This window comes from Streptococcus sp. KHUD_010, from assembly GCF_040207525.1.
Taxonomy (GTDB): domain Bacteria; phylum Bacillota; class Bacilli; order Lactobacillales; family Streptococcaceae; genus Streptococcus; species Streptococcus hominis.
Genome location: NZ_CP157941.1, coordinates 1120545 through 1140139, shown reverse-complemented (window position 1 = coordinate 1140139; position 19595 = coordinate 1120545). Strand labels below are relative to the sequence as shown.

At 37.8% G+C, this 19595-nt stretch carries 19 protein-coding genes; all 19 read left to right on the top strand.

The features are described 5' to 3' along the window. Positions 1–27 precede the first annotated feature (27 nt). The 19 genes from ABKA15_RS05655 (at position 28) to ABKA15_RS05565 (ending at position 19595) form a co-directional block, all read left to right on the top strand. Positions 28–6849 (top strand): SNF2-related protein, encoded by a 6822-nt coding sequence (locus tag ABKA15_RS05655; RefSeq protein WP_186832697.1) that lies wholly within the window; start codon positions 28–30, stop codon positions 6847–6849. A 69-nt stretch (positions 6850–6918) separates the two neighbouring features. Continuing rightward, entirely contained in the window at positions 6919–7218 is a 300-nt protein-coding gene (locus ABKA15_RS05650) for a DUF5962 family protein (protein WP_350015317.1), read from the top strand. Positions 7219–7233: 15 nt separating this feature from the next. Next, the gene (locus ABKA15_RS05645) at positions 7234–7524 is read left to right on the top strand and encodes a DUF5966 family protein (RefSeq protein ID WP_024052551.1); all 291 of its coding nucleotides are present in this window, start codon (positions 7234–7236) and stop codon (positions 7522–7524) included. 95 nt (positions 7525–7619) lie between these two features. Next, a complete protein-coding gene (locus ABKA15_RS05640) occupies positions 7620–8258 on the top strand; it encodes a hypothetical protein (RefSeq protein WP_024052550.1) in 639 nt (212 codons plus the stop codon). Between the two features lie 38 nt (positions 8259–8296). Beyond that, positions 8297–9385 carry a DUF3991 domain-containing protein gene (locus ABKA15_RS05635; protein ID WP_049512042.1) on the top strand — a complete coding sequence of 363 codons (1089 nt, stop codon included), beginning with the start codon at positions 8297–8299 and terminating at the stop codon, positions 9383–9385. 54 nt (positions 9386–9439) lie between these two features. Continuing rightward, positions 9440–9667: a DUF5965 family protein gene (locus ABKA15_RS05630; protein ID WP_007520115.1), complete on the top strand. Its 228-nt coding sequence runs from the start codon at positions 9440–9442 to the stop codon at positions 9665–9667. Continuing rightward, a complete protein-coding gene (locus tag ABKA15_RS05625) occupies positions 9664–10053 on the top strand; it encodes a DUF5945 family protein (RefSeq protein WP_049512043.1) in 390 nt (129 codons plus the stop codon). The genes ABKA15_RS05630 and ABKA15_RS05625 overlap by 4 nt, the downstream gene beginning before the upstream one ends. Before the next feature lie 44 nt (positions 10054–10097). Beyond that, on the top strand, positions 10098–10385 hold the full coding sequence (locus ABKA15_RS05620) for a hypothetical protein (RefSeq protein ID WP_049476718.1): 288 nt from the start codon (positions 10098–10100) through the stop codon (positions 10383–10385). Between the two features lie 69 nt (positions 10386–10454). Further along, positions 10455–10931 (top strand): type II toxin-antitoxin system antitoxin PezA, encoded by a 477-nt coding sequence (gene pezA / locus ABKA15_RS05615; protein ID WP_049512045.1) that lies wholly within the window; start codon positions 10455–10457, stop codon positions 10929–10931. Further along, positions 10931–11713: a type II toxin-antitoxin system toxin PezT gene (pezT, locus tag ABKA15_RS05610; protein WP_049512047.1), complete on the top strand. Its 783-nt coding sequence runs from the start codon at positions 10931–10933 to the stop codon at positions 11711–11713. The genes pezA and pezT overlap by 1 nt, the downstream gene beginning before the upstream one ends. Next, positions 11710–12498: a DUF6414 family protein gene (locus ABKA15_RS05605; protein ID WP_049476721.1), complete on the top strand. Its 789-nt coding sequence runs from the start codon at positions 11710–11712 to the stop codon at positions 12496–12498. Before pezT ends, ABKA15_RS05605 begins: the two co-directional genes overlap by 4 nt. Further along, positions 12499–13641, top strand: coding sequence for an AAA family ATPase (locus ABKA15_RS05600; RefSeq protein ID WP_049512049.1), 1143 nt, complete (start codon positions 12499–12501; stop codon positions 13639–13641). Between the two features lie 338 nt (positions 13642–13979). Continuing rightward, positions 13980–14339, top strand: coding sequence for an SAG1252 family conjugative relaxosome accessory protein (locus tag ABKA15_RS05595; RefSeq protein ID WP_049512285.1), 360 nt, complete (start codon positions 13980–13982; stop codon positions 14337–14339). 9 nt (positions 14340–14348) lie between these two features. Then, positions 14349–14714: a MobC family plasmid mobilization relaxosome protein gene (locus ABKA15_RS05590; protein ID WP_049512050.1), complete on the top strand. Its 366-nt coding sequence runs from the start codon at positions 14349–14351 to the stop codon at positions 14712–14714. Beyond that, positions 14701–16578, top strand: a complete 1878-nt coding sequence (locus ABKA15_RS05585) for an SAG1250 family conjugative relaxase (protein ID WP_049512052.1) — start codon at positions 14701–14703, stop codon at positions 16576–16578. Before ABKA15_RS05590 ends, ABKA15_RS05585 begins: the two co-directional genes overlap by 14 nt. 161 nt (positions 16579–16739) lie before the next feature. Beyond that, entirely contained in the window at positions 16740–17495 is a 756-nt protein-coding gene (locus ABKA15_RS05580) for a DeoR/GlpR family DNA-binding transcription regulator (protein WP_049512053.1), read from the top strand. A gap of 198 nt (positions 17496–17693) precedes the next feature. Continuing rightward, positions 17694–18119 (top strand): galactose-6-phosphate isomerase subunit LacA, encoded by a 426-nt coding sequence (gene lacA / locus ABKA15_RS05575; protein WP_049512055.1) that lies wholly within the window; start codon positions 17694–17696, stop codon positions 18117–18119. 18 nt (positions 18120–18137) lie between these two features. Next, a complete protein-coding gene (lacB, locus tag ABKA15_RS05570) occupies positions 18138–18653 on the top strand; it encodes a galactose-6-phosphate isomerase subunit LacB (RefSeq protein WP_049512057.1) in 516 nt (171 codons plus the stop codon). A 12-nt stretch (positions 18654–18665) separates the two neighbouring features. Then, positions 18666–19595: a tagatose-6-phosphate kinase gene (locus tag ABKA15_RS05565; protein ID WP_024052544.1), complete on the top strand. Its 930-nt coding sequence runs from the start codon at positions 18666–18668 to the stop codon at positions 19593–19595.

The following is a 19595-nucleotide window of genomic DNA, read 5'->3' as shown; positions in this document are numbered from 1 at the left end:
TCAGCCCATTTTCGATTGGAGAGAAGCATGAATCAAGAACACTTACTAGAGATGTTGCGGGCAAGATTGCCACGTGACCATATTCTTTTGGAATCCTTTTTATGTTATCAGGCAGCCCATTTTGATGAGGACTGGGACAGTCTGATCCAACACTTTACGACCCATAGGGGAGAGGTCAAACCACCTGTTCAAGTGGTTCAGTTTGAGACGGATGTCTCTGCCTTCGTGGCAGCTAGTCCATTTGAAGCAGCTCATGACTTACGTACCTATACGCAAACCTTTGGTCAGCCTGGACTAAATAAGTTGCCCCAATTATCAACCAATGAGAAAGCCTTGGTAATTGAGGTTGCCCTCTTTAACCTGGCGACTCGCTTTCAACTCTTAGACCAAGAAGGAGCTTATCAGTCCATTTCAGTATCCTCTCTGTTGGAAAAAGGCAGAGCCGCAAACTTAGTCAATGTGTACCGTGTGGCTAATAACCTGTCTGATCGTATCAGTCGTGATATTGAACAATTTCTTTTGAGCTATGAACCAGAAGCAGAGGCAGTGAAACCAAAAGCTATTGAAGAAGAGAAAGAAATCATGGGACCAGAACCACCTCAAGAGATTACTTTTCGAGAAGAAGGTTTTATCATGATTGCAAGCCTTGACGAAGACCTGTCACAACTGGATTTTCGAACGGGACAAACGGAACACTTACCAGCGTATGAGAAATTGAATCTGACTCAGAAATTTGAGATACTGAGCCATTTTGACCAGGTACGAAACGACCTTCCTAAACTTCCGAACCTTAGACGTGGGGATTTTGATCATGAGATGGAAATGATACCAGTCTATGAGGGAAAGCAACTGCTCACCTACTTAGAGGCTGATGGTAGTGCCTATGATCTGAAACGAACACTGACTAAAATCGAAGAAAAGGAATTAGAAAAGATTGGTCAAGCTATCAGGACTGAAAATCAAGAGATATTGAATCAGGTTGGGATTGATTTGTTTCAGTTTGAGCCAGACCAAGTCAGCGTTTTATTGGACGCAGCAGGTCGCTTCCGTTTGGAAAATGCGGACCTTGCATTATTAGGTGGCTATCCCAAAGCCACAGTAACTCAACTAGCTCTTGCGACAGAATTGCTTCAGATGGGACTTAGCCATGAAAAGGTTGAATTTTTCTTGACCAGTCAGCTGGATTTGGAAGATTTAAGACCAGTTGCTTATGGCTTTTTACACGAAGACTTATCTTTGGAAGAAGCTAGAACTTTTGAAGCAGAAAAACAGGAAACTCCAGACCTTGTCTTTAAAGACTGGAGGGACACCTTTATTCAAACTGAGGCTGACATGTCCATTCCTCAGCCAACCCCCAACAATCCTATCATACAAGAAGCTCTTGAACGTTTTCCCCTTGACTCTATGGTAACTTATAAGGGACAAGACTTTAAGGTGATAGCCATAGAAGAGTCAGGAGTTAATAACCTGATTCGGATTGAATTACAAAATGATTTCTCCTATCTCATTGAACAAAATCCAGTCCTTTTCTTCCAGACACTAGACGACATCACCCAGGCTCTCCATGTTCCTTCTGTCGAAGAAAAAGAAGAGATGGAGCAAACCAGTCAGGAATTAGACCTCTTTTCCTTTATGGATATGGAAGAACAAAAAGATCCAGTTTCTAAAGTGATGATGACAGCACAACCAGTCAATGCAATAGAAGAGAAAGTACCAGAAAGTATTGAGATGGAGACTGATTCAGAGGTAGCTGATGTCGTTGAAACCATTCCTGCTGTTGATTTTCACTTTCCAGAAGATCTGACAGAGTTTTACCCTAAGACAGCTAGAGATAAGGTGGAGACGAATATTGCTGCCATTCGTCTTGTGAAAACACTTGAAGCAGAACAACGACAAGCGACTCCGAGTGAACAAGAACTTTTGGCCAAATATGTGGGTTGGGGTGGACTTGCTAACGATTTCTTTGATGACTATAATCCTAAGTTCTCTAAAGAACGTGAAGAACTAAAAAATTTAGTATCCGATAAGGAATATTCGGATATGAAACAGTCCTCTCTAACAGCTTATTACACTAATCCTGCCCTTATTCGTCAGATATGGGATAAGTTGGAACGAGATGGCTTTAAAGGTGGTAAAATCCTAGATCCTTCCATGGGAACAGGGAATTTCTTTGCGGCTATGCCCAAACATTTGAGAGAAAAAAGTGAGTTATACGGTGTGGAGTTAGATACCATTACAGGAGCTATTGCCAAACACCTTCATCCAAATGCGCATATTGAAGTCAAAGGTTTTGAGACAGTTGCTTTTAATGATAATAGCTTTGATTTGGTAATTTCAAATGTACCGTTTGCTAATATTCGGATTGCAGATAACAAGTACGATAAGCCTTATATGATTCATGACTACTTTGTGAAGAAGTCGCTTGATTTGGTACATGATGGTGGGCAAGTGACCATTATCTCCTCCACAGGAACCATGGATAAACGGACGGAGAATATTCTTCAAGATATTCGTGAGACAACCGAGTTTCTTGGTGGTGTGCGTTTACCAGATACTGCTTTTAAGGCCATTGCAGGAACCAATGTTACAACAGATATGTTGTTCTTCCAGAAGCACTTGGACAAAGGATATGTGGCAGCTGACCTAGCCTTTTCAGGTTCCGTTCGTTATGACAAGGATGACCGCATTTGGCTCAATCCTTACTTTGATGGAGAATACAATCGCCAAGTTCTAGGAACCTATGAAGTCAGAAACTTTAACGGTGGAACTCTTTCTGTTAAGGGCAGTTCTGATAACCTGATAGGAGATGTTCAGACTGCTCTGGAACAGGTCAAGGCACCAAGAATGGTAGATGCTTCTGAAATCATCATCAACCCAGATGTACTGGCCAAACTAGTTATTGATACCTCCATTCCACCTGAAATGAGAGAGAATCTTGGTCAATACAGTTTTGGCTATCAGGATTCTACGGTTTACTATCGAGATAACAAAGGTATTCGAGTGGGAACCAAGACGGAAGAAATCAGCTATTATGTCGATGAAGATGGAAACTTTAAAGCCTGGGACAGCAAGCATTCCCAAAAGCAGATTGACCGCTTTAATGCTTTAGAGGTGACGGATAGTACGGCTCTTGATGTCTATGTGACCGAGGAAACAGCAAAACGAGGACAATTTAAGGGATATTTCAAAAAAACGGTCTTTTATGAAGCACCGCTATCAGATAAGGCAGTGGCACGGATTAAGGGAATGGTGGACATTCGTAATACTTATCAAGAAGTCATTGCCATTCAACGCTATTATGACTACGATAAGGAGAAATTTAATCAATTGTTAGGCAAACTCAATCATGTTTATGATAGCTTTGTCAAACGCTATGGTTATTTGAATAGTGCTGTAAACCGCAATCTTTTTGATAGTGATGATAAGTATTCGCTCCTTGCTAGTTTAGAAGATGAAAGTCTTGACCCAAATGGAAAAACGATTATCTATACTAAGTCGCTTGCCTTTGAAAAAGCTCTGGTTCGTCCTGAAAGAGAAGTGACAGAAGTTACCTCAGCACTTGATGCTCTCAATTCCAGCCTAGCAGATGGGCGTGGAGTGGATTTGGATTACATGATGTCTATTTATCACACAGATTCCAAAGCTACTTTGATTGAAGAACTGGGAGATGCCATTATTCCTGACCCAAAACGCTATCTCCAAAACGGAGAAGTGGTCTATGTGTCTCGTCAGGATTTCTTATCAGGGGATGTGGTGACTAAGTTAGAAATTGTGGACTTACTCATTAAGCAAGAAAATTCTGATTTTCCTTGGCAACACTATCAAGCTCTCTTAGAAGAGGTTAGACCACAACGTGTCACTCTAGCTGATATTGATTATCGGATTGGCTCACGTTGGATTCCTCTAGCCGTTTATGGAAAATTTGCCCAAGAAACCTTTATGGGCAAAGCCTATGAACTCTCTGGCCAAGAAGTAGCGACAGTCCTTGAAGTCAGTCCTCTTGATGGAACAATTTCCTACCAGTCTAAGTTTGCCTATACCTATTCTACGGCAACGGATAGAAGTCTGGGTGTTTCAGGTTCTCGTTATGATAGTGGTCGAAAAATCTTTGAAAACCTCCTTAATTCCAATCAACCGACCATCACAAAACAAATTGTTGAAGGAGACAAGAAAAAGAATGTGACAGATGTGGAGAAAACAACAGTTCTTCGTGCCAAGGAAAACCAAATTCAAGAGTTGTTTCAAGACTTTGTGGCAAGGTACCCAGAAGTGCAGCAGATGATTGAAGACACCTATAACGGCCTCTATAATCGAACAGTGTCCAAGGTCTATGATGGCAGTCATTTAGCCATCGATGGGCTTGCCCAGAATATCTCCTTACGTCCTCACCAAAAGAATGCCATTCAACGGATTGTGGAAGAAAAACGTGCCCTACTAGCTCACGAAGTCGGTTCTGGAAAGACCTTAACCATGCTGGGAGCAGGCTTTAAACTGAAAGAACTTGGTATGGTGCATAAACCTCTCTATGTGGTTCCTTCTAGTTTGACCGCCCAGTTTGGTCAAGAAATCATGAAGTTCTTTCCAACGAAAAAGGTCTATGTGACGACCAAGAAAGACTTTGCCAAAGCCAAACGCAAGCAGTTTGTCTCTCGCATTATCACAGGGGACTACGATGCTATTGTCATTGGGGATTCCCAGTTTGAAAAGATCCCCATGAGTCAGGAAAAACAGTTGACTTATATTCAGGATAAGTTAGAGCAGCTAAGAGAAATCAAACAAGGTAGTGACAATAACTATACAGTTAAAGAAGCAGAGCGTTCTATCAAGGGATTAGAGCACCAGTTGGAAGAACTCCAAAAACTGGAGCGAGATACCTTTATTGAATTTGAAAATCTAGGCATAGATTTTCTCTTTGTGGACGAGGCTCATCACTTCAAGAATATCCGTCCAATCACTGGACTTGGGAATGTAGCTGGAATCACCAATACCACTTCTAAAAAGAACGTGGATATGGAGATGAAGGTCAGACAGGTTCAGGCAGAGCATGGAGATAGAAATGTCGTTTTTGCGACAGGAACACCCGTATCCAATTCTATCAGCGAACTTTACACCATGATGAATTACATTCAACCAGATGTTTTAGAGCGATACCAAGTATCCAATTTTGATTCGTGGGTTGGAGCTTTTGGGAATATCGAGAACTCTATGGAATTAGCCCCAACAGGAGATAAGTACCAGCCTAAGAAACGGTTTAAAAAATTTGTCAATCTTCCTGAACTTATGCGAATCTACAAGGAGACTGCCGATATTCAAACTTCTGATATGTTGGATTTACCTGTACCAGAAGCTAAGATAATTGCGGTGGAAAGCGAGTTGACAGAAGCCCAGAAATACTATTTAGAAGAACTGGTAGAGCGTTCAGACGCTATCAAATCAGGTAGTGTAGATCCTAGCGTTGATAATATGTTAAAGATAACCGGCGAAGCCAGAAAACTAGCTATTGATATGCGTCTCATTGACCCTGCTTATACCTTAGCGGACAATCAGAAAATCCTTCAAGTGGTCGATAATGTCGAGCGAATTTACCGTGAAGGAGCAGAAGACAAAGCCACTCAGATGATTTTCTCTGATATTGGAACGCCAAAGAGTAAGGAAGAGGGCTTTGATGTTTACAATGAACTCAAAGACTTGCTTGTGGATCGAGGGATTCCAAAAGACCAGATTGCCTTTGTCCATGACGCCAATACTGATGAAAAGAAAAACTCACTGTCTAGAAAGGTCAATAGCGGAGAAGTACGGATTCTCATGGCTTCAACGGAAAAGGGCGGAACTGGTTTAAACGTGCAATCACGAATGAAAGCTGTCCACCATTTGGATGTTCCTTGGCGTCCCTCTGACATCCAGCAACGCAATGGACGTTTGATTAGACAAGGTAATCTGCACCAAAATGTAGAGATTTATCATTATATTACGAAAGGTTCTTTTGATAATTATTTGTGGGCAACACAGGAAAATAAGTTGCGTTATATTAAACAAATTATGACATCTAAAGAACCTATTCGAGCAGCAGAAGATATAGACGAACAAACCATGACGGCTTCTGACTTTAAGGCTTTAGCGACTGGTAATCCCTATCTCAAACTCAAAATGGAGTTGGAAAATGAACTGACAGTATTAGAAAATCAAAAACGAGCCTTTAACCGCTCCAAAGATGAATACCGCCATACCGTTTCCTATTGCGAGAAGTACCTCCCTATCATGGAAAAACGATTGAGTCAATATGATAAGGATATTGCTCAATCCCTCGCAACTAAGCACTTAGACTTTGTCATGCGATTTGACAATCAAGCAATGGACAATCGTGCTGAAGCAGGGGACTATCTCCGAAAACTCATTACCTATAACCGTTCAGAGACAAAGGAAGTCAGAACTCTTGCCACATTTAGAGGATTTGATTTAAAAATGACAACTCGAGGTCCTAGTGAGCCCTTACCAGAGACTATTTCTTTGATGATTGTAGGAGATAATCAATATACAGTCGCCCTTGATTTGAAATCAGACGTGGGAACTATTCAACGGATTAATAATGCCATTGACCATATTATTGATGACCAAGAAAAGACAGAAGAGATGGTAAAGAACCTAAAAGATAAGTTACAAGTAGCGAAAGTTGAAGTTGAGAAAGTCTTTCCAAAAGAAGAGGATTATCAGCTTGTAAAGGCTAAGTATGATGTTTTGGCACCCTTGGTAGAACAAGAAGCTGAAATCGAGGAAATTGATGTAGCACTGGCCAAGTTTAATGAAGGCACACAACATCAAAAACAGCAACAAATAGCTCTTGAGATTTAAGAAAAAGGCTGACAAATATTTTTGAACGCGGTAAAATGAAGTCAAGAAATCACAAAAGGAGAACAGACCATGACCCAAACAGTCGAAGAAATGCGTTATCAACTAGAAGAATGGTTAGCACAAGGATTTACAAGACCAGAAGATAGAGAAAACTACCAATCCTTAAAAGAACAGTATGAAGATGAGACCCTTGATTATAGCTTTTCAAAACAAGAAATCACTAGTCAATTAGAGGTCATCATCACAACTCGTGAGAATGACTTTCCAGACTTAGATGAGGTGACAAAAGCAGAATACCTTGATTTAGTTAGTCAATTAGATGAACTCGACAAGGAACAAGCTGATTATTACCGTAAGCAATTGACTTAGGAAGAGGTGCAAGACATGATGGAACAGATATTACAAAGCTCTCTTCTTATTACCGCATTAGGATTAATCTTTATTGTTTTATTTCAGATTGTAAAGGCTGCAACAGGGTTAGTTCTTATCGGCCTCATTGGAAGCTTGGCCTTTATGGAAATTTTTGGGATTTACCTCTTCTTCACAGAACGAAATCTCTATACAGAAGATTTAGCCACCAATGGTATTTGGAGTTTTACAGGATTTTATATTGCATCAAACTTTTTATTCTTCCTTACTCTGATGATTAGATTATGGAGAAAAAGGGTAGCTTAATACTTAGGATTACCAATTGGTAGTCCTTTTTCTTGTGATAAAATCTCCAAGTTAATCTTGATATGATGTGGCTATCACTTATAAAGGAGAAAGCCATGTTAAATAAAGTAAAGGCTAGATTTCTGATTGGAGTAGGAGGTTTAGTCGCAGTAAGTTTTATGGTCATGATTGGCTATACGATTGGCTCACAATCCGTTTCAAAGCAAACTGAGCACCAAATACGAGCAGAAGCAAATAAGCTAGTGACAAAGGAAAGGCAGGAAGAAAAAGCAACGATCTTATCAGATGAGCTTGTTAAAGAGTTTTTGACACGGTATTATACCAAAGTTCAGCTAGGTGAAAATAACACTCGTATTAAGCCCTACATGACTGATTCGGCATTTTCAGAAGAAGAAGCAAATCAGAAAGAAGCCATCAATCAAGTTTATAAAGATTACATGCTTGACTACCGATTTGAATCAGCTAGTATCTACGTCGATACAGAAGAAAATGAAGCACTTGCAGAAGTATCCTATCAAGTGACCTATGTATCTGATTTGAGTAAGCAGCAACAACGAACTACTCAGACAGAAACTAAGACGATTAAGTTGTCCTACTCCAAGGTTTCAGACAAGCTCCTGGTTAATCATCTAACCATTTGTAATGGAAAACTAGAGAACTTAAAAGAAGCTACCGATGGGGCTAACTCTAGTATTCCAAACATTCAAGGAGATACCACACATGAGACAAACTAGCAGGAGAGATTCTTCTGCTTTTTTGATAGGGAGATGAGATGACAATAATTAAAGCAGTAAAACAAAAGTCCATTTTAGATGTGGCTGAGAGTCTGGGTTATTCCTTTAGATGTTTATCAGGACAAGTTTATGAACACCCAGAACATGATTCCTTTCGGATTTTTGCCGATACCAATACTTTCAAATGGTTTTCAAGAGATATACAAGGAGATGTGATTGACTTTGTTCAGTTAGTGGCAGGTGTTTCTTTCAAAGAAGCCGTGTCCTATCTTGAAACTGGAGATTTTAAACAGGCTAAAACGATAGAAGAAACTTATCGACATTTTCGTTATTATTTGCCTGAAGAAACTTTTCAGCAAGCAAGAACTTACTTGACCCAGGTTCGTGGATTAAGTGATGATGTTATTAATGCCTTCGGTAGAAAAGGGATCTTGGCTCAAGCATGTTACCAGACAAAGACCTTTCAGGAATCTGTCCTTGTCTTTAAGAGCTACAACCACCATGGTCAGCTAGAAGGAGCAAGCCTTCAAGGTCTCGTCAAAAATGAACAAAGACATGATCGAGGATACTTGAAGAAAATCATGAAGGGGTCTCATGGTCATGTGGGTATTAGTTTTGATGTTGGCAAACCTAATCGACTCATCTTTTGTGAATCGGTTATTGATATGATGAGCTATTATCAGCTTCATCAAAAGCAGCTATCAGATGTTCGCCTGGTTTCAATGGAAGGCTTAAAACTTTCAGTGATTGCATACCAAGTCTTGCGTCTAGCAGCAGAGGAACAAGGGAAACTAGATTTTTTAGACACCGTCACACCTAATCGGTTAACCAACTACCTATATGCCATCAAAGATACGACACCCTATTTTAATGAACACCCTGAAATGATAACATTGGCAGTTGATAATGATGAAGCCGGGAGAGACTTTTGTCAGAAATTGTCAGAGAAAGGTATTCCAATCGTTCAAGAATTGCCACCATTACAGGGATTTGAAACCAAGTCAGACTGGAATGATTTGGTGAAACAACAAAGGGAAATTTCTTTAGGGGAAGTTATCCAATCAGTTCAAGCACAAGTCATTAGGAATCATCCTCCACCTAAACGAGAGACTGTTTTAGAATTGTGATAACAAAATCAAGAGTCTTGTCATAAGCTAGAGTGTGACAAGGAGGAATGTTTTATGAGTGTGATTGAACGTCTGGCTGAAAAAGTGGCTAGACAAGAAGAAAAAGTCTCGCGAGAGACGGAAAAATTGGAAAACTATCGTGACCAACTTCAAACAGTTATGTACAGTACCTTTATCAAACGGCAACAATCTAGTCATTTATCCTTTCATGAAGCTTTAGAACAGGCCTTTGGTAAAGAAGCCCCACTCCACCCAAATGATAGAAATGAGGATACAGAATGAGTAAATCATGGAATTTTGATCAGCCACTAGACGATGCGACACCAACATCTTCAAATGAAGAGCGAGCTAAAATCGCAGCACTCTTCCATAAAAAGGATGATCAGCCAAATGAAGAAGTGGATTATGTGGCTGCTTTTGAAAAGCAAAAAAAGAATCCAGAAGCTAAAGTAGAATCAAAGACTGAAGAAAAAGATAAGCAAAGTCAGTCGCTGAAAGTAAATATCACTAGTGACTACAAACAACATTTGGCGAATACAATTGCACAAAACAACAATGACATTTCAGCTTGTCAAAAGCAAATTGAAGAATTCCATCAGCTGATTGATGAAAAGAAGATTCAAAATAAAAAGCTACAGGCTATTTCCGTAGCTATTGATGAACTATAAGCGAGAGCAGTCCAGCTGGACTGCTTTTTATAAGGAGAAAAACTATGCGATTATTCAGAAAGAAAACTCATAACCAGAATAGCTTTAAACGTCTCATTCATCGCTTATCAGGGATGTCTGAAGCCGAATTATTTAAGGTAGACCAATTACTAGATGTTGTCTTTGATTCAAAAACTCAGACCACTAGAGCAGAAGAAACCATCTCAAAACCTATACCAAGGGAACTAACTTTAGATGAAACCATTACTGATGTCAAGAACAAACTGAACACCGAGCAACTGGCGAAACGGATTGAAGAATTTAAGCAGGCAAAGAAACCGAAGAACGGATAATGCACCAATTTTGGTGCGTTATCCGTTCTTTGTGGTATAATAAGAGTAAATACAAGGAGGAAACAGTATATGATTGGAGATAATATTAAGTCCTTACGCAGAACTCATGATCTAACCCAGCCAGAATTCGCAAAAATTGTTGGGATTTCACGCAATAGCTTAAGTCGATATGAAAATGGAACTAGCACGGTTTCAACAGAACTCATCGACCGAATTTGTCAGAAATTTAATGTTTCATACGTTGATATTGTAGGGGAGGACAAAATGTTAACACCTGTTGAAGATTACCAACTAACCTTAAAAGTAGAAGTGATTAAAGAACGTGGAGCAGCCATTCTATCCCAACTCTATCGCTACCAAGATAGTCAGGATATTGCTTTTGATGACGAAACTAATCCTTGGATTTTGATGAGCGACGATCTGGCTGAATTGATCCATACAAAGATTTACCTTGTTGATACTTTCGATGAAATAGAGCGTTATAATGGCTATTTAGACGGTATAGAGCGGATGTTAGACACGGTGTATCATCGGGTGGTGGCTTGATGAGACTGGAAGAATTTAGTGAGGATGAATTTCAGAAAGCCTTACAGCGAACGATTCGAGCTCTAACTCGTGGAAAGACGATTCCAGACCAACCTAAAGCCATCTTGCTTGGTGGTCAAAGTGGAGCAGGAAAGACGACTATTCATCGAATTAAACAAAAAGAATTTCAGGGAAATATCGTTATCATTGACGGTGATAGCTATCGTTCTCAGCACCCAAATTACTTAGCTCTGCAAGAAAAGTATGGTAAAGATAGTGTGGACTACACCAAGGGATTTACAGGAAAAATGGTAGAGCATCTGGTTGATGAACTCAGCATACAAGGCTATCATTTGTTAATTGAAGGAACTTTGAGAACGACGGAAGTCCCAAGAAAAACTACACAGCTATTAAAATCAAGGGGATACCAAGTCTCGTTAGCCTTGATAGCCACCAAGCCTGAATTGTCTTATCTCAGCACCTTAATCTGTTACGAAGAAGTCTATGCAGTAAATCCAAGCCAAACTAGAGCAACACCTAAAGAGTACCATGATGGTATTGTGGACCATTTGGTTGAGAATCTAAGAGAGTTAGAAAACGATAAACTCTTTGACCGCATTCAAATTTATCAAAGAGATAGGACTTGCATTTACGATTCTGAAACGGATGAGGGGGCAGCAGCAGAAGTTCTTCAAAAATCTCTCTTCGGTAAATGGAGTAAGGTTGAGAAAGAGATGATGAAGATGGGAAAAGAAAAATTAGCTAACTTAGTAGATAAGAATATGATTGGGAGTAAGAAATGACAACAATAAAAAAGGTAATCTATTTTGATGAATCGACAGCGATGGATTTTTTACAAATTGAATCAAAGGGGAAATTAACGAAAACAACTGAGCTAATGTCAACATTGGAAGGAGGTATTGATGCACAGATTACTGGGGAAGTCTCGCTAGGTAAAAATGGTGCATTAAAAACTATTTTTGAAAAAATGGCAGGTCTAAGTGGTGGGGTAAGTGTATCAAGTACTACTTCAGGTGCTATCCAAGGAAACAAAATAGCAAAAACAATTCTTGAAAATTCTCTATTATACGATTTCTTAGATACCGTAGAATTACGGAAGAAAAACTATCTTGTTGATATTACAGAAAACTATACTCTAGAAATTAGTGAAAATTCGATGTCTTATTTTGCTATGATTGCACCAATTTCAGAAATGATGGAGGGGAGTCAAAGTATAGAAGGCATGGAAAATGTATCTATGTCATTTTCGAAGTTGAATTCTGGAATAAGAGAGATAAAAGGTTATTTTGAGCTTCTAGGATATAATAAAGAGCATAAGATTGAAAGAATTTTCCGCTTTAATATCAATTCTTTCAAAAATAATTATCGAATTCACGATTTAACAAAAATGACCCTAAAACTTTATTCGATAAAAGTCGGGGAAACAACTATTGGTGATTTAGATTTTGAATCACAGTTTAATTTGCGACGTAATCATTTATCCTTTTCTGGGATTTCAGAAGATGAAAAGACTTATTCGAATATGGAATATCCAGTCTATGATGTTATACTTGCAGGGGTGAATTAAATGGATAGTATTGTACTTTTTAAAGGTTCTAAGAGAGATTTTAATGAATTATTAAAATCGAGAGATATTGAAGGATATACTCCATTCATGGAACTTATTCGTCAATACAATATCACTGTGAGAGCGAATGATGTAAATGCATCACAATATATTGCAGATGGCTTTGGCAAGGAACAAATTGAAAATGTTGTTATATATGCTGATGATTATGCTTCAGTAACTGACCATGTAATATCAAATTTTAATAATATTGTTCTTTTAGGACATGATATTCAAAATCTTTATATCCAAAACCCACCTAAAAGAATTGAAACCTCATTGAGAGTTCAGTTTGAAGATGTCATAGAAGAGATTTGTTCACAGTATAAGGGGATTGATAAAGAAGAAGTTGTTGATTTATATAATCATATGTTGTCTTCGAATGTTGTAGGTCAGCAGCAAGCTAAAAAAGACGTTTCAATTGGTCTATTAAAGAAAACCACCCTTACTGATAAATCTCCACTTGTCATGTTATTTTACGGAAATTCAGGTGTTGGCAAAACTGAGTTAGCTAAAACGCTTAGTGAATACTTTAAAGGAAGATTGACACGAATACAATTCTCGATGATGCAAACTGAAGAAGCATATAAATATATATTCGGGGATGCTCATAGTAAAAATTCGTTGGCAAAAGATTTATTGTCAAGAGAAACAAACATTGTCTTAATTGATGAATTTGACAAGGTAAATACTGGTTTATACAATGTTTTTTATCAAATGTTTGATGAAGGGGAGTTGGAAGATATAAATTACTCTGTAGATGTTTCTAACTGTATATTTGTTTTAACAACAAATTTTTGTAATGATAAAGAAATAGCAGAAAAACTTGGACTTCCTATATTCTCTAGGATTGATTTAAAAATAAAATTTCAAAACTTAACGGAGAGCGAGTTACTCCAGGTAATTGATAATATATTTGAAAATGTAACGTCAAGGCTATCAGAGGAAGATAAAAATATTATAGAAAATTGTGGTTTACGTGAAACTTATAGAAAACATGTAAGTTCTTTTGAAAATATAAGAATGCTAAGGAGTTTTATAGAGAAGGATATATTTCAAATTATTTTTGAAGAACTAGTTAATCACAATAGTAGTTTGACCTAAATATAGCATTGAGAGCTCAGGCTCTCTTTTTTCTTACCCACTTTTCAACGCTGTGATAACTTTTCCAAACCATCCTTGTTATCCTAATATCATTCCTAAGAAAATCAAATATTGATTTTCTACTGGGGGTTTAGGGGCGGAGCCACCAAGTTATCTTATCGTTAGCTGTCAAAACTGGTAGGTTTTGGACAGCTGGCGATATGATTTTTGGGATATTGTGGACACAATATCTGAGCTCGCAAAGACCTAACAAGAAACGAGTGAGAGCTTTAGAAATTCTCCGTATGTATTACGGGGGCGGGTTAAACCCGAGAAATGATAAAAATGAGGGAACTGAGATGGTTGAACAATATCGAGATGTCCGAAAAGAGGTCAATCTAACTGCGGAGGAGCTGGAGCAAATTGAAAAACTGATGAATCAATCAAATTATAGGCATTTTTCTCCTTTTGTAAGGGATAAATTATTGGCCTATGATGAAGAAAAGTTAGCTATAAAAGCTTGGTTTTCACTGTGGCAATTGCAAAAGCTAGAACAAATTAGCCGTGATGTTTATGAAGTATTGGTTATAGCCAAAGTAAGTAATCAAGTGACTCAAGACCATGTTTCACTTCTTTTAAATTGTGTTCAGGAACTGATTAAAGACGTGAGCCGAACTCATCAACTCAGTCCAGAGTTTTGTGACAAGTATTTAGGTTAGGAGGGTGCTGTGGAGCATCGTTATCGAACGAACTTGAAAAAAGTTTTTCTGACTGACTCGGAATTGAACCAACTAAATAATCATCTTTCTAAGAGTAGATGTAAAACTTTTTCTGAATATGCTAGAAAAGTTTTGCTTAACCCTAATATGAACTTCCTCACAATTGATACGGCAACTTATCAAGACTTGATTTTTGAACTCAAGCGTATTGGAAATAATGTCAATCAAATTGCGCATGCAGTTAATCAAAGTCACATTATTTCTTATGAACAGTTTCAAGAGTTGCGTCAAGGAATGGCAGAGCTTGTATCAGAGGTGGAAAAAGATTTTCAAATTAAGGTAGAGAAATTAAAGGAGTTTTATGGTAGTCACTAAACATTTTGCGACTCATGGAGAAAAATATCGCAGACGATTGATTAAATATATCCTCAATCCTGACAAGACAAACAATTTAAAGTTAGTATCTGATTTTGGTGTGAGCAATTACTTAGACTTTCCAACTTATGAAGAAACAGTGGAGATGTACAATACTAATTTTCTGAATAACGATGCTCTCTATAATTTCCGAAATGATCGTCAAGAAAAGCGCCAACAAAAGATTCATGCCCATCATTTGATACAGTCTTTTTCTCCTGATGATAACTTATCTCCAGAAGAAGTCAATCGCATAGGATATGAAACAATTCAAGAATTAACTGGTGGGCAGTTTCGATTTATTGTAGCAACTCACACTGATCACTCGCATCTTCATAACCATATAGTAATAAACTCTGTTGATATCAACTCATACAAGAAACTTAAGTGGGACTATGCTCAGGAAAGAAATTTTCGTATGATTTCTGATCGCATTTCTAAAATAGCTGGAGCAAAAATTATTGAGAATCGTTATTCACATCGTGATTATGAGGTCTATAAAAAATCGAACCACAAGTTTGAACTGAAACAACGCCTTTATTTTTTGATGCAGCAGTCTGATTCTTTTGAGGACTTTTTGAAAAAAGCAGAGCAGCTTCATGTTAAAATAGACTTTACTCGCAGGTATAGTCGTTTTTTGATGACAGATAGAGATATGAAGCGGATTATTCGTGGAAACAAACTTAGCAAACGGGATTTGTATGATGAAGAGTTCTTCAGAACCTATTTTGCCAAACAAGACATTGAAAACCGATTGGAATTTTTGCTTGAGAAAACAAATTCTATAGAAGAATTACTTTCAAAAGCTAGAGAACTAAATCTTACCATAGACTTCAAACGGAAAAATGTGAACTTTACCCTAGAAGAAGATGGACAAAGAATCAGTTTAAATCATAAAAAAATAAGTGATAAGAAACTCTATGATGTTCAATTTTTTCAAAGTTATTTTGAAGAGAGAAAAATAATAACGTTAGAAGAACAGGGGAATTTACAAGAACAATATCATAACTTTAAGGAAGAGCGGAAACAGGAAAAGGTTAATCTTGATGAGACTGAATCAGCTTATGAGAAATTTAAGAAGAATCGAGATGCTGTACATGAATTTGAGGTTGAATTAGCAGAAGATCAAATTGAGAAGTTGGTTGATGAAGGAATCTACATCAAAGTTTCTTTTGGAATAAGACAAAATGGTATCATCTTTATTCCTAACTACCAGCTAGATACCATAGAAGAAGAGGAGTTTAAAAAGTATAAAGTCTACATTCGAGAAACCACATCTTACTTTGTCTATAATAAAGAGAGTTCATACAAAGATCGCTACATCAAAGGGCGCACTCTGATAAGACAGCTAACACAGGATAGTCAAAAACTTCCCTATAGGAGACCAACTGTCGCTAATATCCAACAAAAAATTTCTGAGATCAATCTCTTGATTGAGCTGAATACTAGTGATAAGAGTTATCATGAAATTAAGGAAGAGTTTGTAACGGAAATAGCAAAACTAGATATTAGATTACATGAGACACAAGAAAAAATCGCTGCCTTAGATAAGATGGCAGAAGTTTTTATCAATCTAAAAAGTGGTAATCAAGAAAGCCGAAAACTAGCTAAATATGATTTTGCAAAATTTAATTTGTCAGAAACTCTCAGCTTGGAAAAAGTGAATCAAGATATCTTTAAACTTCAAAAACAATTAGATAATTATCTAGAAAATTATGAAGATGTAGCAAGGAGATTGGAAAACTTTGTAGAAATCTTGAATAAAGAATATACAGAAGCCTCCAAATTCAAGTATCAAGAATCATTAGATCAACCTGAAATATAGAAATTTTCAGAGGTACTAATGCAAGTCGAAAGTGTTTGAATTAAACATGAAATGTTGAAATGTTAAACAGAAAGAGTTATAATGAATACTAGAATCTTTCTGTATAAAATATCAGAATAAACAATGAACAATTGGTAACAATGTAGATAAGGGGATAAAGGATGAACAAACATCAACGACTGGATGAATTAGTCAAACTAGTTGATAGAGCGGGAACAGTCACTGTTTCTGAGATTATGGACAGTTTGAAAGTTTCAGATATGACGGTGCGGCGTGATTTAACAGAGTTAGAAAGTCAAGGAAAACTGACTCGAATTTTTGGTGGAGCCAAAAGTAATAAATCCCAATTCTATCGTGAACTCCCCCATGAAGAAAAGCTATTAAAGAATATAGAAGAAAAGAAGAAAGTAGCTAAGAAGGCTGTAGAATTAATTAAAGATGGAGATACCATTTTTCTTGGCCCAGGAACCTCTGTTGAGGTTCTTGCTGATGAGATTACGAATGAAAACCTTCGGGTGATTACTAATTGTTTACCAATCTTTAATGATCTACAGAAAAAGAAATCTGATACGTTTAAAGTATTTCTCTTAGGTGGAGAAATGAGAGATGCCACCCAGGCTTTTGTTGGAGAGATGACGAATGCCATTATGGATCGGATGTATTTCTCCAAGATGTTTTTTAGTGGGAATGGAATTAAGAATGGTCAGATTATGACTTCGTCTTTTGAAGAAGCTTACACTCAAAAGCTAGCCCTAGAACGATCTACTGAAAGCTATCTTTTGATAGATTCCTCTAAAATCGGGAAGGAAGATTTCACTTCTATCTGTTCCTTATCAGATATCACCGCTGTGATTACTGATCAGTCCTTAGATAAGGTACAAGAAAAGATAGAGGAGTATACAAAAGTGATTTTGTAACTTACTCTGATTATATTGTTTAAAAGCTCTTTTTAGGGCTTTTTTTGTTTGACTTAATCAGATTAATAAAATTATTGATTATTTTAAACAAAAAGTGTTGACAATAAACTTAGAAAGGAGTATATTGTGATTATACAAAACAGATTGTGTTGGTTGGTAACAACAATTTGTTCAAATAAATCAAAAAGGAGAATGCTCATGACAATTATTATTGGAGCAGATGCTGCAGGAAGCAAGCTGAAAGATGTGGTCAAAGATTATCTCGTTGGAGAAAGCTTTGAAGTAGTCGATGTGACAAAGGAAGGCCAGGATTTCATTGATGTGACACTAGCGGTTGCCACTGAAGTGAATGAGCAAGAAGATAATCTTGGTATTGTCATTGATGCATACGGAGCAGGTCCGTTCATGGTTGCGACAAAAATTAAGGGTATGGTTGCAGCAGAAGTTTCAGATGAACGCTCTGCTTATATGACTCGCGGTCACAACAACTCTCGTATGATTACGATGGGATCAGAAATTGTTGGTGAAGGCCTTGCTAAGAATATTGCAAAAGGATTCGTCAATGGGAAATATGACGGAGGTCGCCACCAAATCCGTGTTGATATGCTCAACAAGATGTGCTAAGGAGAGAGGAGAATTTAAATGAAAATTGCAATTGGATGTGACCATATCGTAACTAACGAAAAGATGGCTGTTGTTGATTTTTTGAAATCAAAAGGCTATGAAGTTCAAGACTACGGAACATACGACCATGTACGGACTCATTATCCAATCTATGGTAAAAAAGTCGGAGAAGCAGTGGCCAGCAGAAAAGCAGATCTAGGAATCTGTATCTGCGGTACAGGGGTCGGCATTAATAATGCGGTTAACAAGGTTCCGGGAATCCGTTCAGCCCTGGTCCGTGATATGACTTCAGCTCTCTACGCTAAAGAAGAATTAAATGCTAATGTTATCGGGTTTGGTGGCAAGATTACCGGAGAACTTCTCATGTGTGATATCATTGAAGCTTTCATTCATGCAGAATATAAACCAACGGAAGAAAACAAAAAGTTGATTGCAAAAATTGAGCATGTCGAAACTCACAACGCTCATCAAGCTGATGAGAACTTTTTCACAGAATTTTTGGAAAAGTGGAATCGCGGAGAATACCACGATTAGTGAGGTAACCAGATGATTCTTACAGTTACAATGAATCCTTCCATTGATATCTCTTATCCGTTGGAAGAGTTTAAGCTAGACACTGTTAATCGTGTTGCAGAAGTCAGTAAAACAGCTGGCGGAAAAGGTTTAAACGTAACAAGGGTTCTAGCAGAAATTGGCGATCATGTCGCCGCAACAGGATTAATTGGTGGAACAAATGGAAAATTCTTGCTTCAGAATCTCCATCAGAATGTGCAGCAGTCTTTTTATGAAATTTCTGGGGATACCAGGAATTGTATCGCCATTCTGCACGAGGGTAAGCAAACGGAAATCCTGGAAGCTGGGCCAAGAATTTCTGCATCAGAGGCAAATGGCTTCTTGCATCATTTTAAGCACTTGATGGAATCGGCTGATGTAGTCAGCATCTCAGGTAGTTTACCGGCGGGTCTACCAGTTGAGTATTATATTCAGCTTATTGAAATTGCCAATCAATTTGATAATAAAGTCGTCCTGGACTGTTCAGGTGCTGCCTTGGAAGCCGTTTTGAAATCGAATGTAAAGCCAACTGCAATCAAACCAAATAATGAGGAGTTATCCCAATTATTAGGTAGAGAAGTTTCAAAGGATATTGGCGAACTCAAATCTGTTTTGTCTGATCCTTTATTTGAAGGAGTCGAATGGATTATCGTATCACTTGGTGCAGATGGTGCCTTTGCCAAGCACTGGGATACTTTCTACAAGGTAGATATCCCTAAAATTGAAGTAGTCAATCCAGTTGGATCTGGGGACTCGACTGTTGCAGGAATTTCTTCAGCTCTGAGTCATCATGTAGATGATGTCTCTCTATTGAAAAAAGCAAATGTTCTTGGCATGTTAAATGCTCAAGAAAAGATGACTGGACATGTCAATGTTTATCATTATGACGGTCTTTATGAACAAATAAACGTAAAAGAGGTATAA

Bases quoted from the DNA above. Each gene is read 5' to 3' on its own strand.
- lacA (WP_049512055.1), top strand. From the start codon at position 17,694: ATGACAATTATTATTGGAGCAGATGCTGCAGGAAGCAAGCTGAAAGAT.
- lacB (WP_049512057.1), top strand. From the start codon at position 18,138: ATGAAAATTGCAATTGGATGTGACCATATCGTAACTAACGAAAAGATG.
- ABKA15_RS05605 (WP_049476721.1), top strand. From the start codon at position 11,710: ATGACAACAATAAAAAAGGTAATCTATTTTGATGAATCGACAGCGATG.
- ABKA15_RS05645 (WP_024052551.1), top strand. From the start codon at position 7,234: ATGATGGAACAGATATTACAAAGCTCTCTTCTTATTACCGCATTAGGA.
- ABKA15_RS05565 (WP_024052544.1), top strand. From the start codon at position 18,666: ATGATTCTTACAGTTACAATGAATCCTTCCATTGATATCTCTTATCCG.
- ABKA15_RS05585 (WP_049512052.1), top strand. From the start codon at position 14,701: ATGGTAGTCACTAAACATTTTGCGACTCATGGAGAAAAATATCGCAGA.
- ABKA15_RS05635 (WP_049512042.1), top strand. From the start codon at position 8,297: ATGACAATAATTAAAGCAGTAAAACAAAAGTCCATTTTAGATGTGGCT.
- pezT (WP_049512047.1), top strand. From the start codon at position 10,931: ATGAGACTGGAAGAATTTAGTGAGGATGAATTTCAGAAAGCCTTACAG.
- ABKA15_RS05580 (WP_049512053.1), top strand. From the start codon at position 16,740: ATGAACAAACATCAACGACTGGATGAATTAGTCAAACTAGTTGATAGA.
- ABKA15_RS05650 (WP_350015317.1), top strand. From the start codon at position 6,919: ATGACCCAAACAGTCGAAGAAATGCGTTATCAACTAGAAGAATGGTTA.
- ABKA15_RS05595 (WP_049512285.1), top strand. From the start codon at position 13,980: ATGGTTGAACAATATCGAGATGTCCGAAAAGAGGTCAATCTAACTGCG.
- ABKA15_RS05625 (WP_049512043.1), top strand. From the start codon at position 9,664: ATGAGTAAATCATGGAATTTTGATCAGCCACTAGACGATGCGACACCA.
- ABKA15_RS05640 (WP_024052550.1), top strand. From the start codon at position 7,620: ATGTTAAATAAAGTAAAGGCTAGATTTCTGATTGGAGTAGGAGGTTTA.
- ABKA15_RS05630 (WP_007520115.1), top strand. From the start codon at position 9,440: ATGAGTGTGATTGAACGTCTGGCTGAAAAAGTGGCTAGACAAGAAGAA.
- ABKA15_RS05620 (WP_049476718.1), top strand. From the start codon at position 10,098: ATGCGATTATTCAGAAAGAAAACTCATAACCAGAATAGCTTTAAACGT.
- pezA (WP_049512045.1), top strand. From the start codon at position 10,455: ATGATTGGAGATAATATTAAGTCCTTACGCAGAACTCATGATCTAACC.
- ABKA15_RS05655 (WP_186832697.1), top strand. From the start codon at position 28: ATGAATCAAGAACACTTACTAGAGATGTTGCGGGCAAGATTGCCACGT.
- ABKA15_RS05600 (WP_049512049.1), top strand. From the start codon at position 12,499: ATGGATAGTATTGTACTTTTTAAAGGTTCTAAGAGAGATTTTAATGAA.